11 protein-coding genes and 1 pseudogene are annotated in these 16,709 nt (G+C 59.0%); 11 read left to right on the forward strand and 1 reads right to left on the reverse strand.

The window, feature by feature from the left end; all coding sequences use genetic code 11:
• The first annotated feature begins 64 nt into the window (after window positions 1-64).
• The 11 genes and pseudogenes from H045_RS09915 to H045_RS09960 all read left to right on the forward strand — a co-directional run bounded on the left by H045_RS09915 (window position 65) and on the right by H045_RS09960 (window position 16,355).
• On the forward strand, window positions 65-970 hold the full coding sequence (locus H045_RS09915) for an AraC family transcriptional regulator (protein ID WP_003233042.1): 906 nt from the start codon (window positions 65-67) through the stop codon (window positions 968-970).
• Between the two features lie 159 nt (window positions 971-1,129).
• Window positions 1,130-7,186 (forward strand): hypothetical protein, encoded by a 6,057-nt coding sequence (locus H045_RS09920; protein WP_015372265.1) that lies wholly within the window; start codon window positions 1,130-1,132, stop codon window positions 7,184-7,186.
• Window positions 7,187-7,467: 281 nt separating this feature from the next.
• A complete protein-coding gene (locus tag H045_RS09925; protein ID WP_370671340.1) occupies window positions 7,468-8,751 on the forward strand; it encodes an ABC transporter substrate-binding protein in 1,284 nt (427 codons plus the stop codon).
• 99 nt (window positions 8,752-8,850) lie between these two features.
• Window positions 8,851-9,741, forward strand: coding sequence for a carbohydrate ABC transporter permease (locus tag H045_RS09930; RefSeq protein ID WP_003233036.1), 891 nt, complete (start codon window positions 8,851-8,853; stop codon window positions 9,739-9,741).
• Window positions 9,742-9,751: 10 nt separating this feature from the next.
• On the forward strand, window positions 9,752-10,582 hold the full coding sequence (locus H045_RS09935; protein ID WP_003233033.1) for a carbohydrate ABC transporter permease: 831 nt from the start codon (window positions 9,752-9,754) through the stop codon (window positions 10,580-10,582).
• A gap of 24 nt (window positions 10,583-10,606) precedes the next feature.
• The gene (locus H045_RS09940; protein ID WP_015372267.1) at window positions 10,607-11,710 is read left to right on the forward strand and encodes an ABC transporter ATP-binding protein; all 1,104 of its coding nucleotides are present in this window, start codon (window positions 10,607-10,609) and stop codon (window positions 11,708-11,710) included.
• 18 nt (window positions 11,711-11,728) lie between these two features.
• Window positions 11,729-13,210: a mannitol dehydrogenase family protein gene (locus tag H045_RS09945; protein ID WP_015372268.1), complete on the forward strand. Its 1,482-nt coding sequence runs from the start codon at window positions 11,729-11,731 to the stop codon at window positions 13,208-13,210.
• A 139-nt stretch (window positions 13,211-13,349) separates the two neighbouring features.
• A complete protein-coding gene (xylB, locus tag H045_RS09950) occupies window positions 13,350-14,831 on the forward strand; it encodes a xylulokinase (RefSeq protein WP_015372269.1) in 1,482 nt (493 codons plus the stop codon).
• A 12-nt stretch (window positions 14,832-14,843) separates the two neighbouring features.
• Window positions 14,844-15,782 carry a carbohydrate kinase family protein gene (locus H045_RS09955; protein ID WP_015372270.1) on the forward strand — a complete coding sequence of 313 codons (939 nt, stop codon included), beginning with the start codon at window positions 14,844-14,846 and terminating at the stop codon, window positions 15,780-15,782.
• A gap of 15 nt (window positions 15,783-15,797) precedes the next feature.
• Window positions 15,798-15,878 (forward strand): annotated as a pseudogene (locus tag H045_RS25815) (DUF2790 domain-containing protein); the annotation flags it as partial.
• A gap of 78 nt (window positions 15,879-15,956) precedes the next feature.
• The gene (locus H045_RS09960; RefSeq protein ID WP_003233022.1) at window positions 15,957-16,355 is read left to right on the forward strand and encodes a hypothetical protein; all 399 of its coding nucleotides are present in this window, start codon (window positions 15,957-15,959) and stop codon (window positions 16,353-16,355) included.
• Here H045_RS09960 and H045_RS09965 read toward each other — a convergent pair.
• The gene (locus H045_RS09965) at window positions 16,352-16,621 is read right to left on the reverse strand and encodes a DUF1652 domain-containing protein (protein WP_015372272.1); all 270 of its coding nucleotides are present in this window, start codon (window positions 16,619-16,621) and stop codon (window positions 16,352-16,354) included. The two genes, H045_RS09960 and H045_RS09965, sit on opposite strands and share 4 nt — an antisense overlap.
• Window positions 16,622-16,709 lie beyond the last annotated feature (88 nt).

Here is a 16,709-nt window from a genome sequence, read left to right on the forward strand (position 1 = left end):
GCTGGCGAGGTCGCGCGTGAGGAGGCATTATCCTGTGCAGCAACCACAATAAAGCGACGGCACCATGACCCGAGCAACGCGCGTCACCGACCCTTCCTACGAACTGATGGACGATCACAACGGTGTGTCCGTCATCTACCGCCAGCACGGGTTCCCGTGCCCGCTGGTGCGCTGGCACTTCCACAAGGAATATGAGCTGCACCTGATCATCGCCAGCTCCGGCAAGGTGTTTATCGGTGACTATATCGGCAACTTCTACCCGGAAAGCCTGTTCCTCACCGGCCCCAACCTGCCCCACAACTGGATCAGCCAGGTGGGGGAAGATGAAGTGGTGCCCAAGCGCGACATGCTGGTGAATTTCACCGATGAATTGTTCGAACACGGCAGCCACATTTTCGCCGAGCTCAAACGCCTGGGACCGCTGCTCGAACGCGCGCAGTACGGCATCGAATTTCGCTGCAAAAAAACCATCGCGCAGGCGATGAACCTGATGCAGCGTATCGAAGAGGCTCAGGGTATGGCGCGCCTGGGGCACTTCTTTATCCTGATGGAGGTGCTGGGCACCTGTGAGGATTATCAGTTGCTCTCGGGCGTCACCACCCCGCAATTGGCCGACGAACACAGCATCGACCGCACCAACCGCGCGGTGGATTACATCTTTGCCCACTACGCCCGCGAGCTGCCGCTGGAAGAAGTCGCGGACTACCTGGGCATGAAACCCACCTATTTTTCGCGGGTGTTCAAACAGGCAACCGGCCGTACCTTTGTCGAGTTCGTTAACCGTTTGCGTATCAGCAAGTCGTGCGAGTTGCTGGCCGACGGCGACAAGGCGGTGACCGATGTGTGTTTCGAGTCGGGATTCAATAACATTTCCAACTTTAACCGGCGTTTTCAACAGCTCAAGGGCATGACGCCTTCTCACTACCGTCGCCTGGCGGAGCAGCGGTTGACCGAGCAGAACCTCGCCTGAAGTCCATCGCACTGACGCTTTGCGTAGACACGATCAAACATAGTTACATTGCTTCGTGCATCATTACAGGAACGCCATTGGTTCCCCGGCCACTCAGCACACCATCACGCTTTCCTTTGAAAGGTGATGATTTTTCTGACAGACCGGCAGAGACCAATAATGATCAACGCGCAACCAAAGCTCGCTCCCCTCTACACCCCACTTCCCCAGCTGGCTGACAGCGCCCCCAGAGCGCCGCTCGCCAATGGCGCACCGAACAGCGCGGCAGACGTGCGTGCCTTGCGAGCACGCCGAGACCTGCAAGGTCCGATGCCTGCTTCCCACTCAAGGCAAGAGAAAATCAGCCAGTTCGCCGACGCCTTGGTTGAACGCGGTGACCGCAAACTGGCCGCCGATATCGCCAATGCCCTGATCCGCATCACGCTGGATCAAAACGCGAGTATCGACTCCGAGCAACTGCCAATCCCACCTGACTCCACGTTCCGTCAGCCCTGGAGCGCACTTGCCAACGCACTGCACTCGGAGCCGTTCAAAGCGTTTGCCGAGGCCAATGATATTGATCCCAATGCGGTCATGATCGATAAAACAGGGAGTTTGATTGCGCTTAAGAAAGACACCTCCTACGACATCTACTCACGGCCGGATGATGATTGGGTACGCGCATCGGTGGACGTTCTGGCGGCAGCCCAAAAATTACCCATTTGGGACTTGATTACCTTCTCTGACAAGGATGTCGCGCCCCTCAGGAACCTGATCGCGTTCTACGATTTGCCTCGGTCCACTATGCGTGATGATGATGCACTGCATATCATCGCAACGCTGTTGAAAAGCCCTGCTTTCCCAGCGCCGGACAAAGCCGACAAGCATTACGCGCAGCTCATGGCCAAGCGCAACCAGCAAAAAAAAGAGGCACGCCAGGCGATTGCAGACCTGCCGTCCCAGGAACTGAACCAGCGCCTGGCCGAGTTCGCGCCTTTGACGGCGACAAAAAGAGTGGAACACGCTGACGAAGAACTGGCGACGCTGTGCAGTCAGGCGCTGATAAAGCTGTTGCCGGAACCGCGCAGCACCTCCATGGGGCTGCCGGCCTCCGCGATTATCCTCAGTGAGATTCCGGAGTATTCAACCTTTAATCAAGCTCGCAAAAATCTTTTAAACGCGCTGAACAGCAGCACTTTTACAACCTTTCTACAAAAGAACAACATCACTGCTTCCAGCGTCAGGTTCCATCCAGACAGCGGCGATCTGACAGGCAGCGTCGACGGCAAGGACAAAACCTTCACGTTGAACGATGTTTCGGATTGGCCTGATACCTGGGATGGCATCAAGAGCGCCGTCCAACAAATGGGAGGAGGCCCTGACGCACTGGTTGCCTATCCGGCCGCTTCTGCCTCACTGAACGAAGTGATGCGGTTTTACAACGAACCTGTCCCCGAGCTTAAAGGCTCAACACCAAAGCCGCTGTTGAGTGTCCTGCGGCGAATAGCAGAGATGTCCCAAAATAAGGGGTTCAAAGCACTGGTGGACGCGAACACCAATGATGCGCTGTCCCAGGCCGTGCGCAAGCGACAGCAGGCGGTGAGCAACCAGCTTTCTAGTACTGCCATCAAGCCATCCAGGCTTGAAGCCTTGGCGCAAGCGGTTAAAGCCAGTGACGCTGATTCAGTGGAAACAGGCGCGGAAAGCGCCGAAAGCGCACTGGCCATCGCCATGCACCGGGCAATGCTCGTGGTGAAAGCCGATCCAACCCAAGCCTCCAACAAGATCATCAATTCGATACCACACGACAGCCTCTTCGGACAATGGTGGGATTACCTTGGCAAGGCTTTGAATGGACGCGGGTTCACCCAGTGGGCTCGCGAGCAAAAACTCGACTTGGCGTCCCTGCGCTATGACCCCTCGGACCGGTCGCTGATCGGCAAGGTCAATGGTATCGATCAGCGTTATACCGCCAACGACTTTGCAAAAAAGTACCCTGGCTATTTTGACGTGCTCACGCCAGTGTTGAATGCCGCAGCGCCCTTCGCAGCCCGTGGAACGCCCTTGAAGCTGCCGCAGCCCCAAACCGCCGACGCGCCGTTTGAGTCGGTGTGCAATTTCTATGGCATCAGCCCCCACTACAGCAGTCCGGCCTTCGCACAACAAACGCAGATGATGGGGCAAACTCAACGGTTCCCGAACCCTGTTGAAGACCCGGACCGAATCGTGAACGATTTGATCCGAAAAAAAACAGCCATGGGGGACAGCAATGATCGATACGCCCTCATGGGTGAGCTTGAGCGCATCAATGCGGGCAACGACTCGACATTGATCCCTGTCGACCCTGATTCGTCGCATCAGCCCAAGGGGGCGAGGACGCTTCAGCAGTTTCTTCGAGACAACAACTGGAATAATTTAACGTCGACTCAGCAAGGCGAGAACCTGTTAAAAGCGTTGCAGACACCCGTCCCTGAATCGCCGCCCCTGGGCAATCTCTGGGGGTTTCTCTCCACCGAACTCCCCCTCAGTACAGCGCAGCGAACCAAGGTGGCGCTGTTTGTAAAAAACAATATCGCGCCACACAGCAGCCTGTGGAGCTACTTGAACGCAGGTATTACCGGCCTCAGTACCCAACCTGACAAAGCATTGCAACAGCTGCTGTCCAGCGATAAAGCCGTCGAATTTGCCGCGAAACTTGAAATCGACATGGAGGGGCTCACGACCACGAACAGCCTGAAGCAGTGGCTGTTGACCGCCCTGACGCTGGAACTCGATCCCAAGGCGGGCGCTTCGCGCAATACCGTTGCAGGCTTCGACTTCATGCAGGCTGATAACTGGGGACTTCATCCCAACGAAATCAGCGAACGCTTCGATCAACACTTGATTGACACCGCAAAGATACCCGCGGCACTTGCCCCGATCGCTTCGCATTTGCTGAAGTCCGGTATGGCGCCACAGTTTGTACGCAAAGACCTGTCGCCGGCAGCAACGTTGGGCTCCTGCGAGTTTGCGATCTACAGCATGGGCGTAAACCTGATCGAGCAGATCGCCCCCGGTGCTGCCACCGGCATGAGCGATGAACAGGTCACCCGGTTTATCGGGATTGAGCCCATTTCGGCTGATGAGACACAACAGCGCGCCATGGCGGGGATGAATCCGGTGATGGATTGGGCAATCAGCAACGGCCACGTCATAAAGAGTGACAAAGATGAATACTCCCTGGAACAAATGGCAACTGCGCAAAAAGCCCTGAATAAACAGAACGCTGAAGTGTCTGCCGCCAACAACTTTCTAAATACCGTCAAGGCGCCCAGCAGGCGAGCGATGGCCCTTGAAGCATTGCGGGCAAAATTTGGTTCCACTATCGACTTCGAGAATACGTATGTATGGGAGAGGGTCGGCAAGGTCTTCTCCGGCGTAAAAGCAAGCATCGCCGCAGTGTATGAGGCCGGCCGTCTGGGTGATCAGTGGACGCCGGAAACACCCGCGCTGGACTTCGACAAACTGCGCAGACACGCCGCTGAATTACCCGTCATAAAAGAGCAGTTTAACCAGGCTATCGAACAAGACTATTCGCAACGCAGGACGCACAGCATTTCGCAACTCAAGGACATGATCAGCAAACTGCCTTTGCCGATCCGCACTGCCTTGAACAACGGCGGTATGAACCTGTACGCAGTAGGGAATACTGGCGGCATCGTGCTGGATGTGGATCACTACGGGAAGAAATACACGCTCACCGTCTATCCGGGAGCTGGAAAAATAATACAAATTGCGCCTATTGACCGTTCGGTGCTCCATGGAAAAGCCGGCAGCGTAACCATCGATCTGAACGCCTTCCAAAGCGGCGCAGAGCCGAAACCCGAACTCACCCCCAACGTCGTCCTGACGCCCCTCCATCTTGTCGACCCCGATGTTTATAAGGGCGGCAGGCGGCTATTGTTCGCAGAGCAGGCAGGTACGACGCCCGTTAACTACGAGAGTGTCAGGTCCCGGCATCTGGCCGAGGTGCTGGTTGACACGGCCTACCTGAACAAGGCCAATTTCATCAACAAACAACGCGGGTTCAACCCCGTGGACAACGCCGTCGAACCCAGTGACGTCTTCAAGGGTTTCATGAAGATAGTGCCCGGCGGCTCAAGTATTCTGGATATCTACAACGGCGATTATAAGAAAGCCGTGTACGACCTGGGCGTCGACATCGTGCTGTATGCAGCCACGGAAGGTCTCGGCAAAGTCTGGTCAGTGCTCAAATCGGGCGCGGCCTGGACGGGCGCCAAAGTATCTGCCAGGTCCACTGAAAAGTTCGGCGCCACAGCCGGTGAACATAGCGTACTCAAGGACCTGACAGCCAACAGCACTTCGCAGACGCTCCTTTCAACCAATCGACTGCAGCAAAGCCATCTGGCTGAACTACCTGACAGGAAGTTTGTGCAGCCATCCAATATGGAAGACGGTGTCGTCACACGCTCCGGGACATCCACACACGCCAAAGTGACGGCAATCTTCCAGGAAGGTAACTGGTATGCCTACGACAGCAAAACAGCACAAGCTTATGGACCGGCGCTGGAAGGGTTTGTGTCCGACGCAACATCGGCCGTTCAAAAAGAAACCTTTTCAGACGGCACCTCAGCGCTGGTAACGCAGAAATCACTGGCCGACGACGCTTTTACCCTGCCCCGGGTCAATGGCTTTGACCTGATCAACGAAGGCAGGGTTTACCGTTACGACACCCATAATCCTGGGGTATTGACTGACCTGGAGTCGGCCGATCACTTCAAGCCACTGCAAGGTTTCGAGGCCATCTGCCAGGCGCCCACTGGCATCAATGGCAGGTTCCGACGCGGGGCCAACGACACCTGCTTTTCCAAGGTCATCAACACTGTATCCAGCGAGTTGACTCAGGAGCTTCAGGCGCTCGAGCACGTACGGCTGTTCCCCTCGGCGCCCAAACTGTTCAGCAAGGACCAATTCGTTGTTTTCGAACGACGCCGTTTCAAACTGGTTGAAGGTGATATGGGGCCGCAACTCAAGCCCGTCCTTGATAACAAACGTGTCACCTACAAGGACATCGTCAGCGGCACGATCAAAGAGGATCCACACTTTGGCTTTCACAGTACACAGCCCAATGAAGCATTGGCACGCGAAAGTCGGGTAGTGAAGCTCAACAGCATCAGCACGGTGTGCGATGACAAGCGCGAACTGCGAGGTATCGTGGTTAAGGACTCGATCACCGGCAGTTCCAATCAATACCTGGTGATCGAAGCGGACATCGGTGAGTTTTACTTTGCCAAATTGAACGATGCGCCCGGCGGCGAACTGACCTTTGTAAAGTGCACGCCCAGAGAGTTCCCGTTGGTCAGAAGCTACAAGGCCAAGCTCAATATCCGCCAAGGCGTGTCCAAAGTCCCCATTGATAACGATTTCATTGCCTTGCCGAAACTCGATAGGGCGTTTGAAGAACTGGAGCGTTCTGGCTACACGAGACAGGAAGTCGATGAACTGCAAGCGTACTGCAAAGCCATGAGCCCGGAACAACAGCGTGAAGTCGTCTATCAACTGCAACGGCACGGCATGATCGGTAAAGCCGACATTGCACTAAGGCCGATACAAGTGACCCCATTCGACAAACCTGCTGACTTCGAAAACTGGCCGGCTGAACAACAGAACAAATTCTATGCACAAAACGCCAAATCCAATGTCAATCGTGGCATGAAAGCCACGGGGCTGGGGCCCGGCAACCAGATTCACTCCAAGGCGGACAAGGCGCGTGCGCAAGCCGCTTTACAGACCATCAACTGGATACGCAATACCGCAAATGAGTACGGGCCCAATCGCGCCAATCTGGCGCTAAAAGCCGGTGCCGGCAACTGTGGGGAAATGGCGCTGCTGTCCAAGGACTTCATTGGTAGTAGTGGCGGTCGTGCCTATGAATGGCAGGCATCGGGTGCTCACGCATTCACGGTGGTGGGTGGGCCCTCGACGTTGCCATCAGGGACCGTCGACTTTTCCGAGGCGGCCTGGAAAGACGCCTGGATCGTGGACCCATGGGCCGACATTGCCTGTCCCGCTCGCGAATACACGCAGAAACTCAAAGAAGTCATGACCCAGTGGGAACGTAAACATATAAAAATACTGGAGGGAGAAAAAACAATCAGCCCGCTGGACGACACCTGGATCGCAAATCTTATAACAAAACCGAAAACCCCCTTCTCTCACGGGTATAGCGGCGCCTGAGCACCGATAGCGGGTAAGCGCGCCGTCATGGAGTGAACGGCGCGCGTTGCCGAGCTTTACCGGGCGCGCCCGCTCAACCTGGCAACCAGTGCAAAAAAGTATCAGCGCGCGTGCACCAACGGATTTGTCACAACCGCATTTCAAGGCTGTAATCAACGCACACTCTTCCTGGTTTCATGTAGGAAGACACAACAACAATAACTGTCCTTCTGTAGCCCCTGGGCGCGGAAATGGAGTGCGCGATGAAGTTCACAGCAAAAGCTCTAATTGCCTTTTCCTGCATGACAGCAGGCATGACCCTCAGTGCCGTCAGCCTTGGCGCGCAGACCCTGACCATTGCCACCGTTAACAACAGCGACATGATCCGCATGCAAAAGCTCTCGAAAACCTTCGAGACCGAGCACCCGGAGATCAAGCTGAACTGGGTGGTGCTCGAAGAAAACGTCCTGCGTCAACGTCTCACCACCGACATCGCCACCCAGGGCGGTCAGTTCGACGTGCTCACCATCGGCATGTACGAAGCTGCACTGTGGGGCGCCAAGGGCTGGCTCGAACCGATGAAGGACCTGCCGGCTTCCTACGACCTCGATGATGTATTCCCTTCGGTGCGTGACGGCTTGTCGGTCAAGGGTTCGCTGTACGCCCTGCCGTTCTACGCCGAAAGCTCGATCACCTACTACCGCACCGATCTGTTCAAGGACGCCGGGCTGACCATGCCCGAGCACCCGACCTGGAGCCAGATCGGCGAATACGCGGCCAAACTCACCGACAAGTCCAAAGAGCAGTATGGCCTGTGCCTGCGCGGCAAGGCCGGTTGGGGCGAAAACATGGCGCTGATCACCACCCTGGCCAACGGCTACGGCGCGCGCTGGTTCGATGAGAAGTGGCAGCCCGAGTTCAACGGCCCTGAGTGGAAAGACGCACTGAACTTCTACGTCGACAACATGAAGAAATCCGGCCCGCCGGGCGCGTCCAGCAATGGTTTCAACGAGAACCTGGCGCTGTTCAACAGCGGCAAGTGCGCCATCTGGGTCGATGCCAGCGTGGCCGGCTCGTTCGTCACCGACAAGACCCAGAGCAAAGTGGCTGACCATGTCGGCTTCACCTTCGCGCCTCACGAAAAAACCGACAAGGGCACCTCCTGGCTGTACTCCTGGAGCCTGGCGATTCCGACCAGCTCCAAGGCCAAGGATGCCGCCAAGGTGTTCACCAGCTGGGCCACCTCCAAGGAGTACGGCGCTCTGGTCGCCAAGACCGACGGCGTGGCCAACGTACCGCCAGGCACGCGCAAGTCGACCTACAGCGACGAGTACATGAAGGCAGCACCCTTTGCCAAAGTGACCCTGGAATCGCTGAAAGTCGCCGATCCGACCAAGCCGACACTCAAGCCGGTGCCGTATATCGGTATCCAGTTGGTGACCATTCCCGAGTTCCAGGCGATTGGTACGCAAGTGGGCAAGTTCTTCTCCGGTGCCTTGACCGGTCAGCAGACAGTCGACCAGGCATTGGCCGCCGCTCAGACCACCACCGAGCGTGAAATGAAGCGGGCGGGTTATCCCAAATAAAGTGGGAATACCACAGTAAATATGGGAGGGGGCTTGCCCCCTCCCACATTGACAGCGCTTCGATCCTTGCTCTGCACGCACCTGACTGGTCTGATCCCCATGAATAAGACACCCAAAAACCGTCTGGCCAACCCCGGCTGGTTTCTCGTCAGCCCTTCGGTAGCCTTGCTGCTGTTGTGGATGATCGTGCCGCTGGGCATGACCCTGTACTTTTCACTGATCCGTTACAACTTGCTTTACCCCGGTGAAAACGCGTTCGTGGGGCTGGAGAACTTCACGTATTTCGTCACCGACTCGGGCTTCCTGCCCGGCGCCACCAACACGCTGTTGCTGGTGGGCAGCGTGCTGTTGATCAGCGTGGTGTTCGGCGTGCTGATCAGTGCACTACTCGAGGCCAGTGAGTTCCTCGGCCGTGGCCTGGTGCGGGTGATGCTGATTTCGCCGTTTTTCATCATGCCCACCGTTGGCGCGCTGATCTGGAAGAACCTGATTTTTCACCCGGTGTCAGGAATTCTCGCCGCCGTGTGGAAGTTTTTTGGCGCCGAACCGGTGGACTGGCTGGCGCACTACCCGCTGCTGTCGATCATCATCATTGTGTCGTGGCAATGGCTGCCCTTCGCGATCCTGCTGCTGATGACGGCCATGCAATCCCTCGATCAGGAACAAAAGGAAGCCGCCCGCCTGGACGGTGCCGGCGCCATCGCGATCTTCTGGCACCTGACGCTGCCGCACCTGGCCCGGCCGATTGCGGTGGTGGTGATGATCGAAACCATCTTTCTGCTCTCGGTATTCGCCGAAATCTTCACCACCACCAACGGCGGCCCCGGTTACGCCTCGACCAACCTCGCTTACCTGATCTACAACCAGGCGCTGGTGCAGTTCGACGTGGGCATGGCCTCGGCCGGCGGCTTGATCGCTGTGGTCATCGCCAATATCGCGGCGATCATCCTGGTGCGGATGATCGGCAAAAACCTGACTGACAAGCCTTGAGGGCCGCGCCATGACGCTTCAACAATCCCGCCGCCTGCAAAGCCTGTTGCTCGGCACCCTGGCCTGGGCCATCGCGATCCTGATCTTCTTCCCGATCTTCTGGATGGTGCTGACCAGCTTCAAGACCGAAATCGACGCGTTCGCCACGCCGCCGCAGTTCATCTTCACGCCGACGCTGGAGAACTACCTGCACATCAACGAGCGCAGCAACTACTTCGCCTATGCGTGGAACTCGGTGCTGATTTCGTTCAGCGCCACCGCGCTGTGCCTGCTGATCTCGGTGCCCGCTGCCTACTCCATGGCGTTCTACGAGACCAAACGCACCAAAGGCACGCTGCTGTGGATGCTCTCCACCAAGATGCTGCCGCCCGTGGGTGTACTGATGCCGATCTACCTGCTGGCCAAGAGCTTTGGCCTGCTGGATACGCGCATCGCGCTGATCATCATCTACACCCTGATCAACCTGCCGATCGTGGTGTGGATGGTGTACACCTACTTCAAGGACATTCCCAAGGACATCCTCGAAGCCGCCCGCCTGGACGGCGCCACCCTGTGGCAGGAAATGGTCCGCGTGCTGCTGCCGATCGCCAAGGGCGGCCTGGCCTCCACCGTGCTGCTGTCGCTGATCCTGTGCTGGAACGAGGCGTTCTGGTCGCTGAACCTCACCTCTTCCAGTGCCGCACCACTGACCGCATTGATCGCCTCCTACTCCAGCCCCGAAGGTTTGTTCTGGGCCAAATTGTCCGCCGTTTCGACCCTCGCCTGTGCGCCGATCCTGATCTTTGGCTGGATCAGCCAGAAGCAACTGGTGCGTGGCTTGTCCTTCGGCGCCGTCAAATAATAATTGCAAGCGGAGGCCCATCTCATGGCCAACCTGAAAATCAAGAATCTGCAAAAAGGCTTCGAAGGTTTTTCGATCATCAAAGGCATCGACCTGGAAGTGAACGACAAGGAATTCGTGGTGTTCGTCGGCCCCTCGGGCTGCGGCAAGTCGACCCTGCTGCGTTTGATCGCAGGGCTTGAAGAAGTGAGCGAAGGCACCATCGAACTGGACGGGCGCGACATCACCGAGGTGACCCCGGCCAAGCGCGACCTGGCGATGGTGTTCCAGACCTACGCGCTGTACCCGCACATGAGTGTGCGCAAGAACATGTCGTTTGCCCTGGACCTGGCCGGCGTCGACAAGAAGCTGGTGGAGAGCAAGGTCAACGAAGCGGCGCGCATCCTTGAGCTGGGGCCGTTGCTGGAGCGCAAGCCCAAGCAACTGTCCGGCGGCCAGCGCCAGCGCGTGGCGATTGGCCGCGCGATTGTGCGCAACCCGAAGATCTTTCTCTTCGACGAACCGCTGTCCAACCTCGACGCCGCGCTGCGCGTGCAGATGCGCCTGGAACTGGCGCGCCTGCACAAAGAGCTGCAGGCGACCATGATCTACGTGACCCACGACCAGGTCGAAGCGATGACCCTGGCCGACAAAGTCGTGGTGTTGAACAGTGGCCGCATCGAGCAGGTCGGTTCGCCGCTGGACCTGTACCACCAGCCGGCCAACCTGTTTGTGGCGGGCTTTCTCGGTACGCCGAAGATGGGCTTTCTCAAGGGCCAGGTCACGCGGGTTGACGCCCAAGGCTGTGATGTTCAGCTGGACGCCGGCACTTTGATCAACCTGCCGCTCAGTGGCCCGACCCTGAGCGTCGGCAGCGCGGTGACCCTGGGCATTCGCCCGGAACACCTGGAAATCGCTGCACCGGGCCAGACTACCCTGACCGTCACCGCCGACGTCGGCGAGCGTCTGGGCAGCGACACCTTTTGCCACGTCAACACCGCCAGCGGTGAGCCGCTGACCCTGCGTATCCGGGGCGACATGGCCAGCCAGTACGGCGAAACCCTGCACCTGCACCTGAACCCGGCGCACTGCCACTTGTTCGACACCGAAGGTGTCGCCGTGGCCCGCCCACTGCGCGCTGCCGCCTGATTTTGCGAGTATTTTCTGATGAAACTGAATAAGCAGAACCTTACCCAACTGGCTCCTGAAGTGCAGCTGCCGGCCTACGCTCTCGCTGACACGCGCCAGGGCATCGCCCATATCGGCGTCGGCGGCTTTCATCGCGCGCATCAGGCGTACTACACCGATGCCTTGATGAATTCAGGCGAGGGCCTGGACTGGAGCATTTGCGGGGTCGGCCTGCGTACCGAGGACCGCAAGGCCCGTGACGACCTGGCCGGCCAGGACTATCTGTTCACCCTGTATGAACTGGGCGACACCGACGACACCCAAGTGCGCGTGATCGGCTCGATCAGCGACATGCTGCTGGCCGAGGACGGCGCCCAGGCATTGATCGACAAACTGGCCGACCCGGCGATTCGCATCGTCTCGCTGACCATCACCGAAGGCGGCTACTGCATCGACGACAGCACCGGCGAGTTCATGGCCCACCTGCCGCAGATCCAGCATGACCTGGCGCACCCCACAACGCCGACCACCGTGTTCGGTTTCATCTGCGCCGCACTGACCCGCCGCCGCGCCGCCGGCACCCCGGCGTTTACCGTAATGTCCTGCGATAACCTGCCGCACAACGGCGCCGTCACGCGCAAGGCGCTGCTGGCGTTTGCCGCCCTGCACAATGCCGACCTGCACGACTGGATCAAGGCCAACGTGAGTTTCCCCAATGCCATGGTCGACCGCATTACGCCCATGACCAGCACCGCCCATCGCCTGCAACTGCACGACGAGCACGGCATCGACGATGCCTGGCCAGTGGTGTGCGAACCCTTTGTGCAGTGGGTGCTGGAAGACAACTTCGTCAACGGCCGCCCGGCCTGGGAAAAAGTGGGGGTGCAGTTCACCGATGACGTGACGCCCTATGAAGAAATGAAGATCGGCCTGCTCAACGGCAGCCACCTGGCGCTGACCTACCTGGGCTTTCTCAAGGGTTACCGGTTCGTGCACGAGACCATGAACGACCCGGTGTTCGTGGCGTACATGCGCGCCTACATGGACCTGGACGTCACGCCGAACCTGGCGCCAGTACCGGGCATCGACCTGACCGAGTACAAACAGACGCTGGTGGACCGCTTCTCCAACCAGGCGATTGCCGATCAACTGGAGCGCGTGTGTTCGGACGGTTCGTCGAAGTTTCCCAAGTTCACCGTGCCAACCATCAACCGCTTGATTGCAGATGGCCGCGAGACAGAACGCGCCGCGTTGGTGGTCGCGGCCTGGGCCCTGTATTTGAAAGGCGTTGATGAGAATGGCGTGAGCTACAAGATCCCCGACCCGCGTGCAGCGTTTTGTCAGGATCTGGTAAAAGATGACGCGCTGATCAGCCAGCGATTACTGGGGGTGGAAGAGATTTTCGGCAAGGCTATTCCCAACTCATCCGAGTTTGTGGCAGCGTTCGAGCGGTGTTTTGTGAGCTTGCGTGACAACGGCGTCACGGCAACCCTACAGAACCTCCTGAAGAAACCGGCTTAACAATGTGGGAGGGGGCTTGCCCCCGATAGCAGTGGGTCAGTGATAGATTTATTAACTGACACACCCTCATCGGGGGCAAGCCCCCCCACATTTAACCGGGTTGCCAATCCAAAAAAACAATACTGCTGAGCACACCATCATGACCCAGCAAAACCTGTTCCTCGGCATCGACTGCGGCACCCAGGGCACCAAGGCCATTGTCCTCGACGCGTCCACCGGCAAGGTGCTGGGTCTGGGCGCCGCCGCACATACCCTGATCAGCGGCGCCAATGGCCGCCGCGAACAGCACACCCAGGAATGGCTGGATGCGTTCACCGAAGCCATCCACCGCGCCCTGCAACAGGCCGGCGTGGATGGCCGGGACATCCTCGGCATCGGCGTTTCCGGCCAGCAACACGGCCTGGTGCTGCTCGACGACGAAGGCCAGGTACTGCGCCCGGCCAAGCTGTGGTGCGACACCGAAACCGCGCCTGAAAATGACCGATTGCTGCAGCACCTGGGCGGCGAGCGCGGTTCGCTGGAGCGCCTGGGCGTGGCGATTGCGCCCGGTTACACGGTGTCCAAACTGCTGTGGACCCGCGAACAGCACCCCCAAGTGTTCAGCCGCATTGCGCATATCCTGCTGCCCCACGACTACCTGAACTACTGGCTGACCGGCCGGGCCGTGGCGGAATACGGCGATGCGTCGGGCACCGGTTATTTCAACGTGCGCACCCGTGAATGGGATGTGGCGCTGCTTGAACACATCGACCCCAGCGGTCGCCTGGTAGCGGCCTTGCCCGAGCTGATCGAAGCCGATCAAGCGGTGGGCACGATCCTCCCCGCCATCGCCGAACGCCTGGGCATCAACCCCAACGCCCTCGTCGCAAGTGGCGGCGGTGACAATATGATGGGCGCCATCGGCACCGGTAATATCGCGCCTGGCGTGATCACCATGAGCCTGGGTTCATCGGGCACCGTCTACGCGTTTTCGGACCAACCCAACGTGAGCCCACAAGCCTCGGTGGCGACCTTCTGCGCCTCCAGCGGCGGCTGGCTGCCGTTGATCTGCACCATGAACCTGACCAACGCCACCGGGGTGATCCGCGAGCTGTTCGAGCTGGACCTGCCGGCCTTCAACGCCTTGGTCGAACAGGCCCCGATTGGCGCCGAAGGCGTGAGCATGCTGCCGTTTCTCAACGGCGAGCGCGTGCCCGCCCTGCCCCATGCCACCGGCAGCCTGCACGGCCTGACCATGACCAACCTGACCCGCGCCAACCTGTGCCGCGCCGTGGTCGAAGGCACCACCTTCGGTCTGCGCTACGGCCTCGACCTGCTGCGCGAGACCGGCCTGCAAAGCCAGAGCATCCGCCTGATCGGCGGCGGGTCGAAAAGCCCGGTGTGGCGGCAGATGGTTGCCGATATCATGAACACCGAAGTGGTCTGCACCGAACAAAGCGAAGCCGCCGCCCTGGGCGCAGCGATCCAGGCGGCGTGGTGCCAGAGCGGCGAATCCCTGGCCAGCCTGTGCGACAAATGCGTGAGCGTCGACCCGGCCAGCCGTACGCTGCCGGTCGCGGCCAATGTCAGCGCCTATCAACAGGCGTACGAGCGTTATCAACAGCTAGTGGCAACCCTTTAAGAGCGAACGACTATGTATCTGGTGTGTGGTGAAGCGCTGTTTGATTTCTTCAGCGAAGAGGATGCCAGCGGGCTGGCGTCGAAGGTCAACTACAAGTCGATTGCCGGCGGTTCGCCGTTCAACGTCGCCGTCGGCTTGCGCCGCCTGGGCATCGAGGCGGGGCTGTTCGGCGGCGTGTCCACTGACTTCCTCGGTCGTCGCTTGGTGCAGGTGCTCCAGGACGAAGGCGTGAGTCAGCAATTTCTGGTGGAGTTCGCCGCGCCGACGACCCTGGCGATGGTCGCCGTGGGCGCCAATGGCTCACCGCAGTACAGTTTTCGAGGCGAAGGCTGCGCCGACCGGCAACTGCAAGTCGCGCACTTGCCGGTGCTGAGTGATGACGTGCGTGGGCTGCATATCGGCTCGTTCTCGCTGGTGGTGCAGCCGATTGGCGACACCCTGCTGGCCCTGGTCCAGCGCGAAAGCGGTCGGCGCCTGATCAGCCTGGATCCAAACGTGCGCCTCAACCCGCAACCGGATATCCAGTTATGGCGCGACCGCGTCGCGGAGCTGACCAAACATGCCGACCTGATCAAGGTCAGCGACGAAGACCTGCACCTGCTCTACCCCGACGAATCCCCCGAAAGCGTGCTGCAAGGCTGGTTGCAGCACCGGTGCCAGTTGGTGTTTCTCACCCGTGGCGGTGACGGTGCCACGGTGTTCAGCCGCCAGCATGGCACGTGGTCGCAACCGGCGGTCAAGGTGGTGATGGCCGACACCGTGGGCGCCGGCGATACCTTCCAGGCGGCGTTGATTGCATGGCTGACCGAGCAGCAATTGGATTCGGTCGACGGCCTGCAACAGCTCACCCGGGCGCAGATCGACGCCATGCTCGGCTTCGCGATTCGCGCAGCCGCCCTGACCTGCACCAAGACCGGCCCGGACTTGCCGTATCGTCAGCAGTTGGGCTGAACGCCCGGTTTCATGATTAAGTTCGTGGACAAGGCCGGGAAAATCGAGGATGTGGGCTATCGCAAGCTGTCCGACGCGTGCAGCGTCCAGAATTGAGCCTTGCACTGTCACACAGCAAGCCCGCATAGATAAGCGTATTCTCGCGGGCTTGTTCCCAGGCTGAAAGGAATCGCCATGCCGCTGAGTTTTCGTACCCTCGCCACCGCAACCGCCCTGCTGTGCTTCGTCCTCGCACTCGTCTGGGGGCTGCGCCCCGATCTGCTGCTCGGCATGTGGGGCGTGACGTCGTCCGACGCCACCGGCCTGGTCGCCCGCCGCAGCGCCGCGCTGTTCCTGGGCATTGGCATCATGTTTTACCGCGCCCGCCATGCGCCACCCTCAGACACACGTCGCGCCATGACCAGTGGCTTTGCCATCGGTTGCCTGGTGCTGGCGGTGCTGGGCGTATGTGAGTGGTTCAGTGGCAATGCCGGGCCGGGGATTTTCCTGGCCGTGGCAACGGAAACCGTACTGGGCCTGGCATTTATCCAGGCCCACAGGTCTTCAGTGGTTCATTCTCAGGCGTCTGCCTAGTAATAGGCTCGACCTCCCGCTCTCTTGAGGGCGGGTGCATGGGTGTGTTTGAGGTCTTCACGCAACCCGGTGATGAGGTTGCAAATCGCCCGACTGCTGTCGAGTTTGTCTGCGTTGATGCCTTTGACTTCCAGATCCACCCGGTCACGGTCGCGGTCGTCATAGACCTTGATCGTCAGCGAAGCGTCTTCGGCTTTAATGCATTCGCACCGTTTGGGCAGGAAACTTCCTTCAATAATGCTGCGTAGCTCTAGTTCCGAAATCATGGCTAACCTCTCCTTTTTTGAGACTGCCAACAGAGTGTTTTGTTATGTGTCATACAGGCGCTTACCAGCCTTGGAAGACGCCTTTATA

The sequence above is a fragment of the Pseudomonas poae RE*1-1-14 genome (assembly GCF_000336465.1).
Classification (GTDB): Bacteria; Pseudomonadota; Gammaproteobacteria; order Pseudomonadales; family Pseudomonadaceae; genus Aquipseudomonas; species Aquipseudomonas poae.

Excerpts from the sequence above, each read along its gene's own strand:
- H045_RS09935 (WP_003233033.1), top strand. The coding sequence starts at position 9,752 with ATGACGCTTCAACAATCCCGCCGCCTGCAAAGCCTGTTGCTCGGCACC.
- H045_RS09965 (WP_015372272.1), bottom strand. The coding sequence starts at position 16,621 with ATGATTTCGGAACTAGAGCTACGCAGCATTATTGAAGGAAGTTTCCTG.
- H045_RS09940 (WP_015372267.1), top strand. The coding sequence starts at position 10,607 with ATGGCCAACCTGAAAATCAAGAATCTGCAAAAAGGCTTCGAAGGTTTT.
- xylB (WP_015372269.1), top strand. The coding sequence starts at position 13,350 with ATGACCCAGCAAAACCTGTTCCTCGGCATCGACTGCGGCACCCAGGGC.
- H045_RS09925 (WP_370671340.1), top strand. The coding sequence starts at position 7,468 with ATGACAGCAGGCATGACCCTCAGTGCCGTCAGCCTTGGCGCGCAGACC.
- H045_RS09930 (WP_003233036.1), top strand. The coding sequence starts at position 8,851 with ATGAATAAGACACCCAAAAACCGTCTGGCCAACCCCGGCTGGTTTCTC.
- H045_RS09960 (WP_003233022.1), top strand. The coding sequence starts at position 15,957 with ATGCCGCTGAGTTTTCGTACCCTCGCCACCGCAACCGCCCTGCTGTGC.
- H045_RS09955 (WP_015372270.1), top strand. The coding sequence starts at position 14,844 with ATGTATCTGGTGTGTGGTGAAGCGCTGTTTGATTTCTTCAGCGAAGAG.
- H045_RS09920 (WP_015372265.1), top strand. The coding sequence starts at position 1,130 with ATGATCAACGCGCAACCAAAGCTCGCTCCCCTCTACACCCCACTTCCC.
- H045_RS09945 (WP_015372268.1), top strand. The coding sequence starts at position 11,729 with ATGAAACTGAATAAGCAGAACCTTACCCAACTGGCTCCTGAAGTGCAG.
- H045_RS09915 (WP_003233042.1), top strand. The coding sequence starts at position 65 with ATGACCCGAGCAACGCGCGTCACCGACCCTTCCTACGAACTGATGGAC.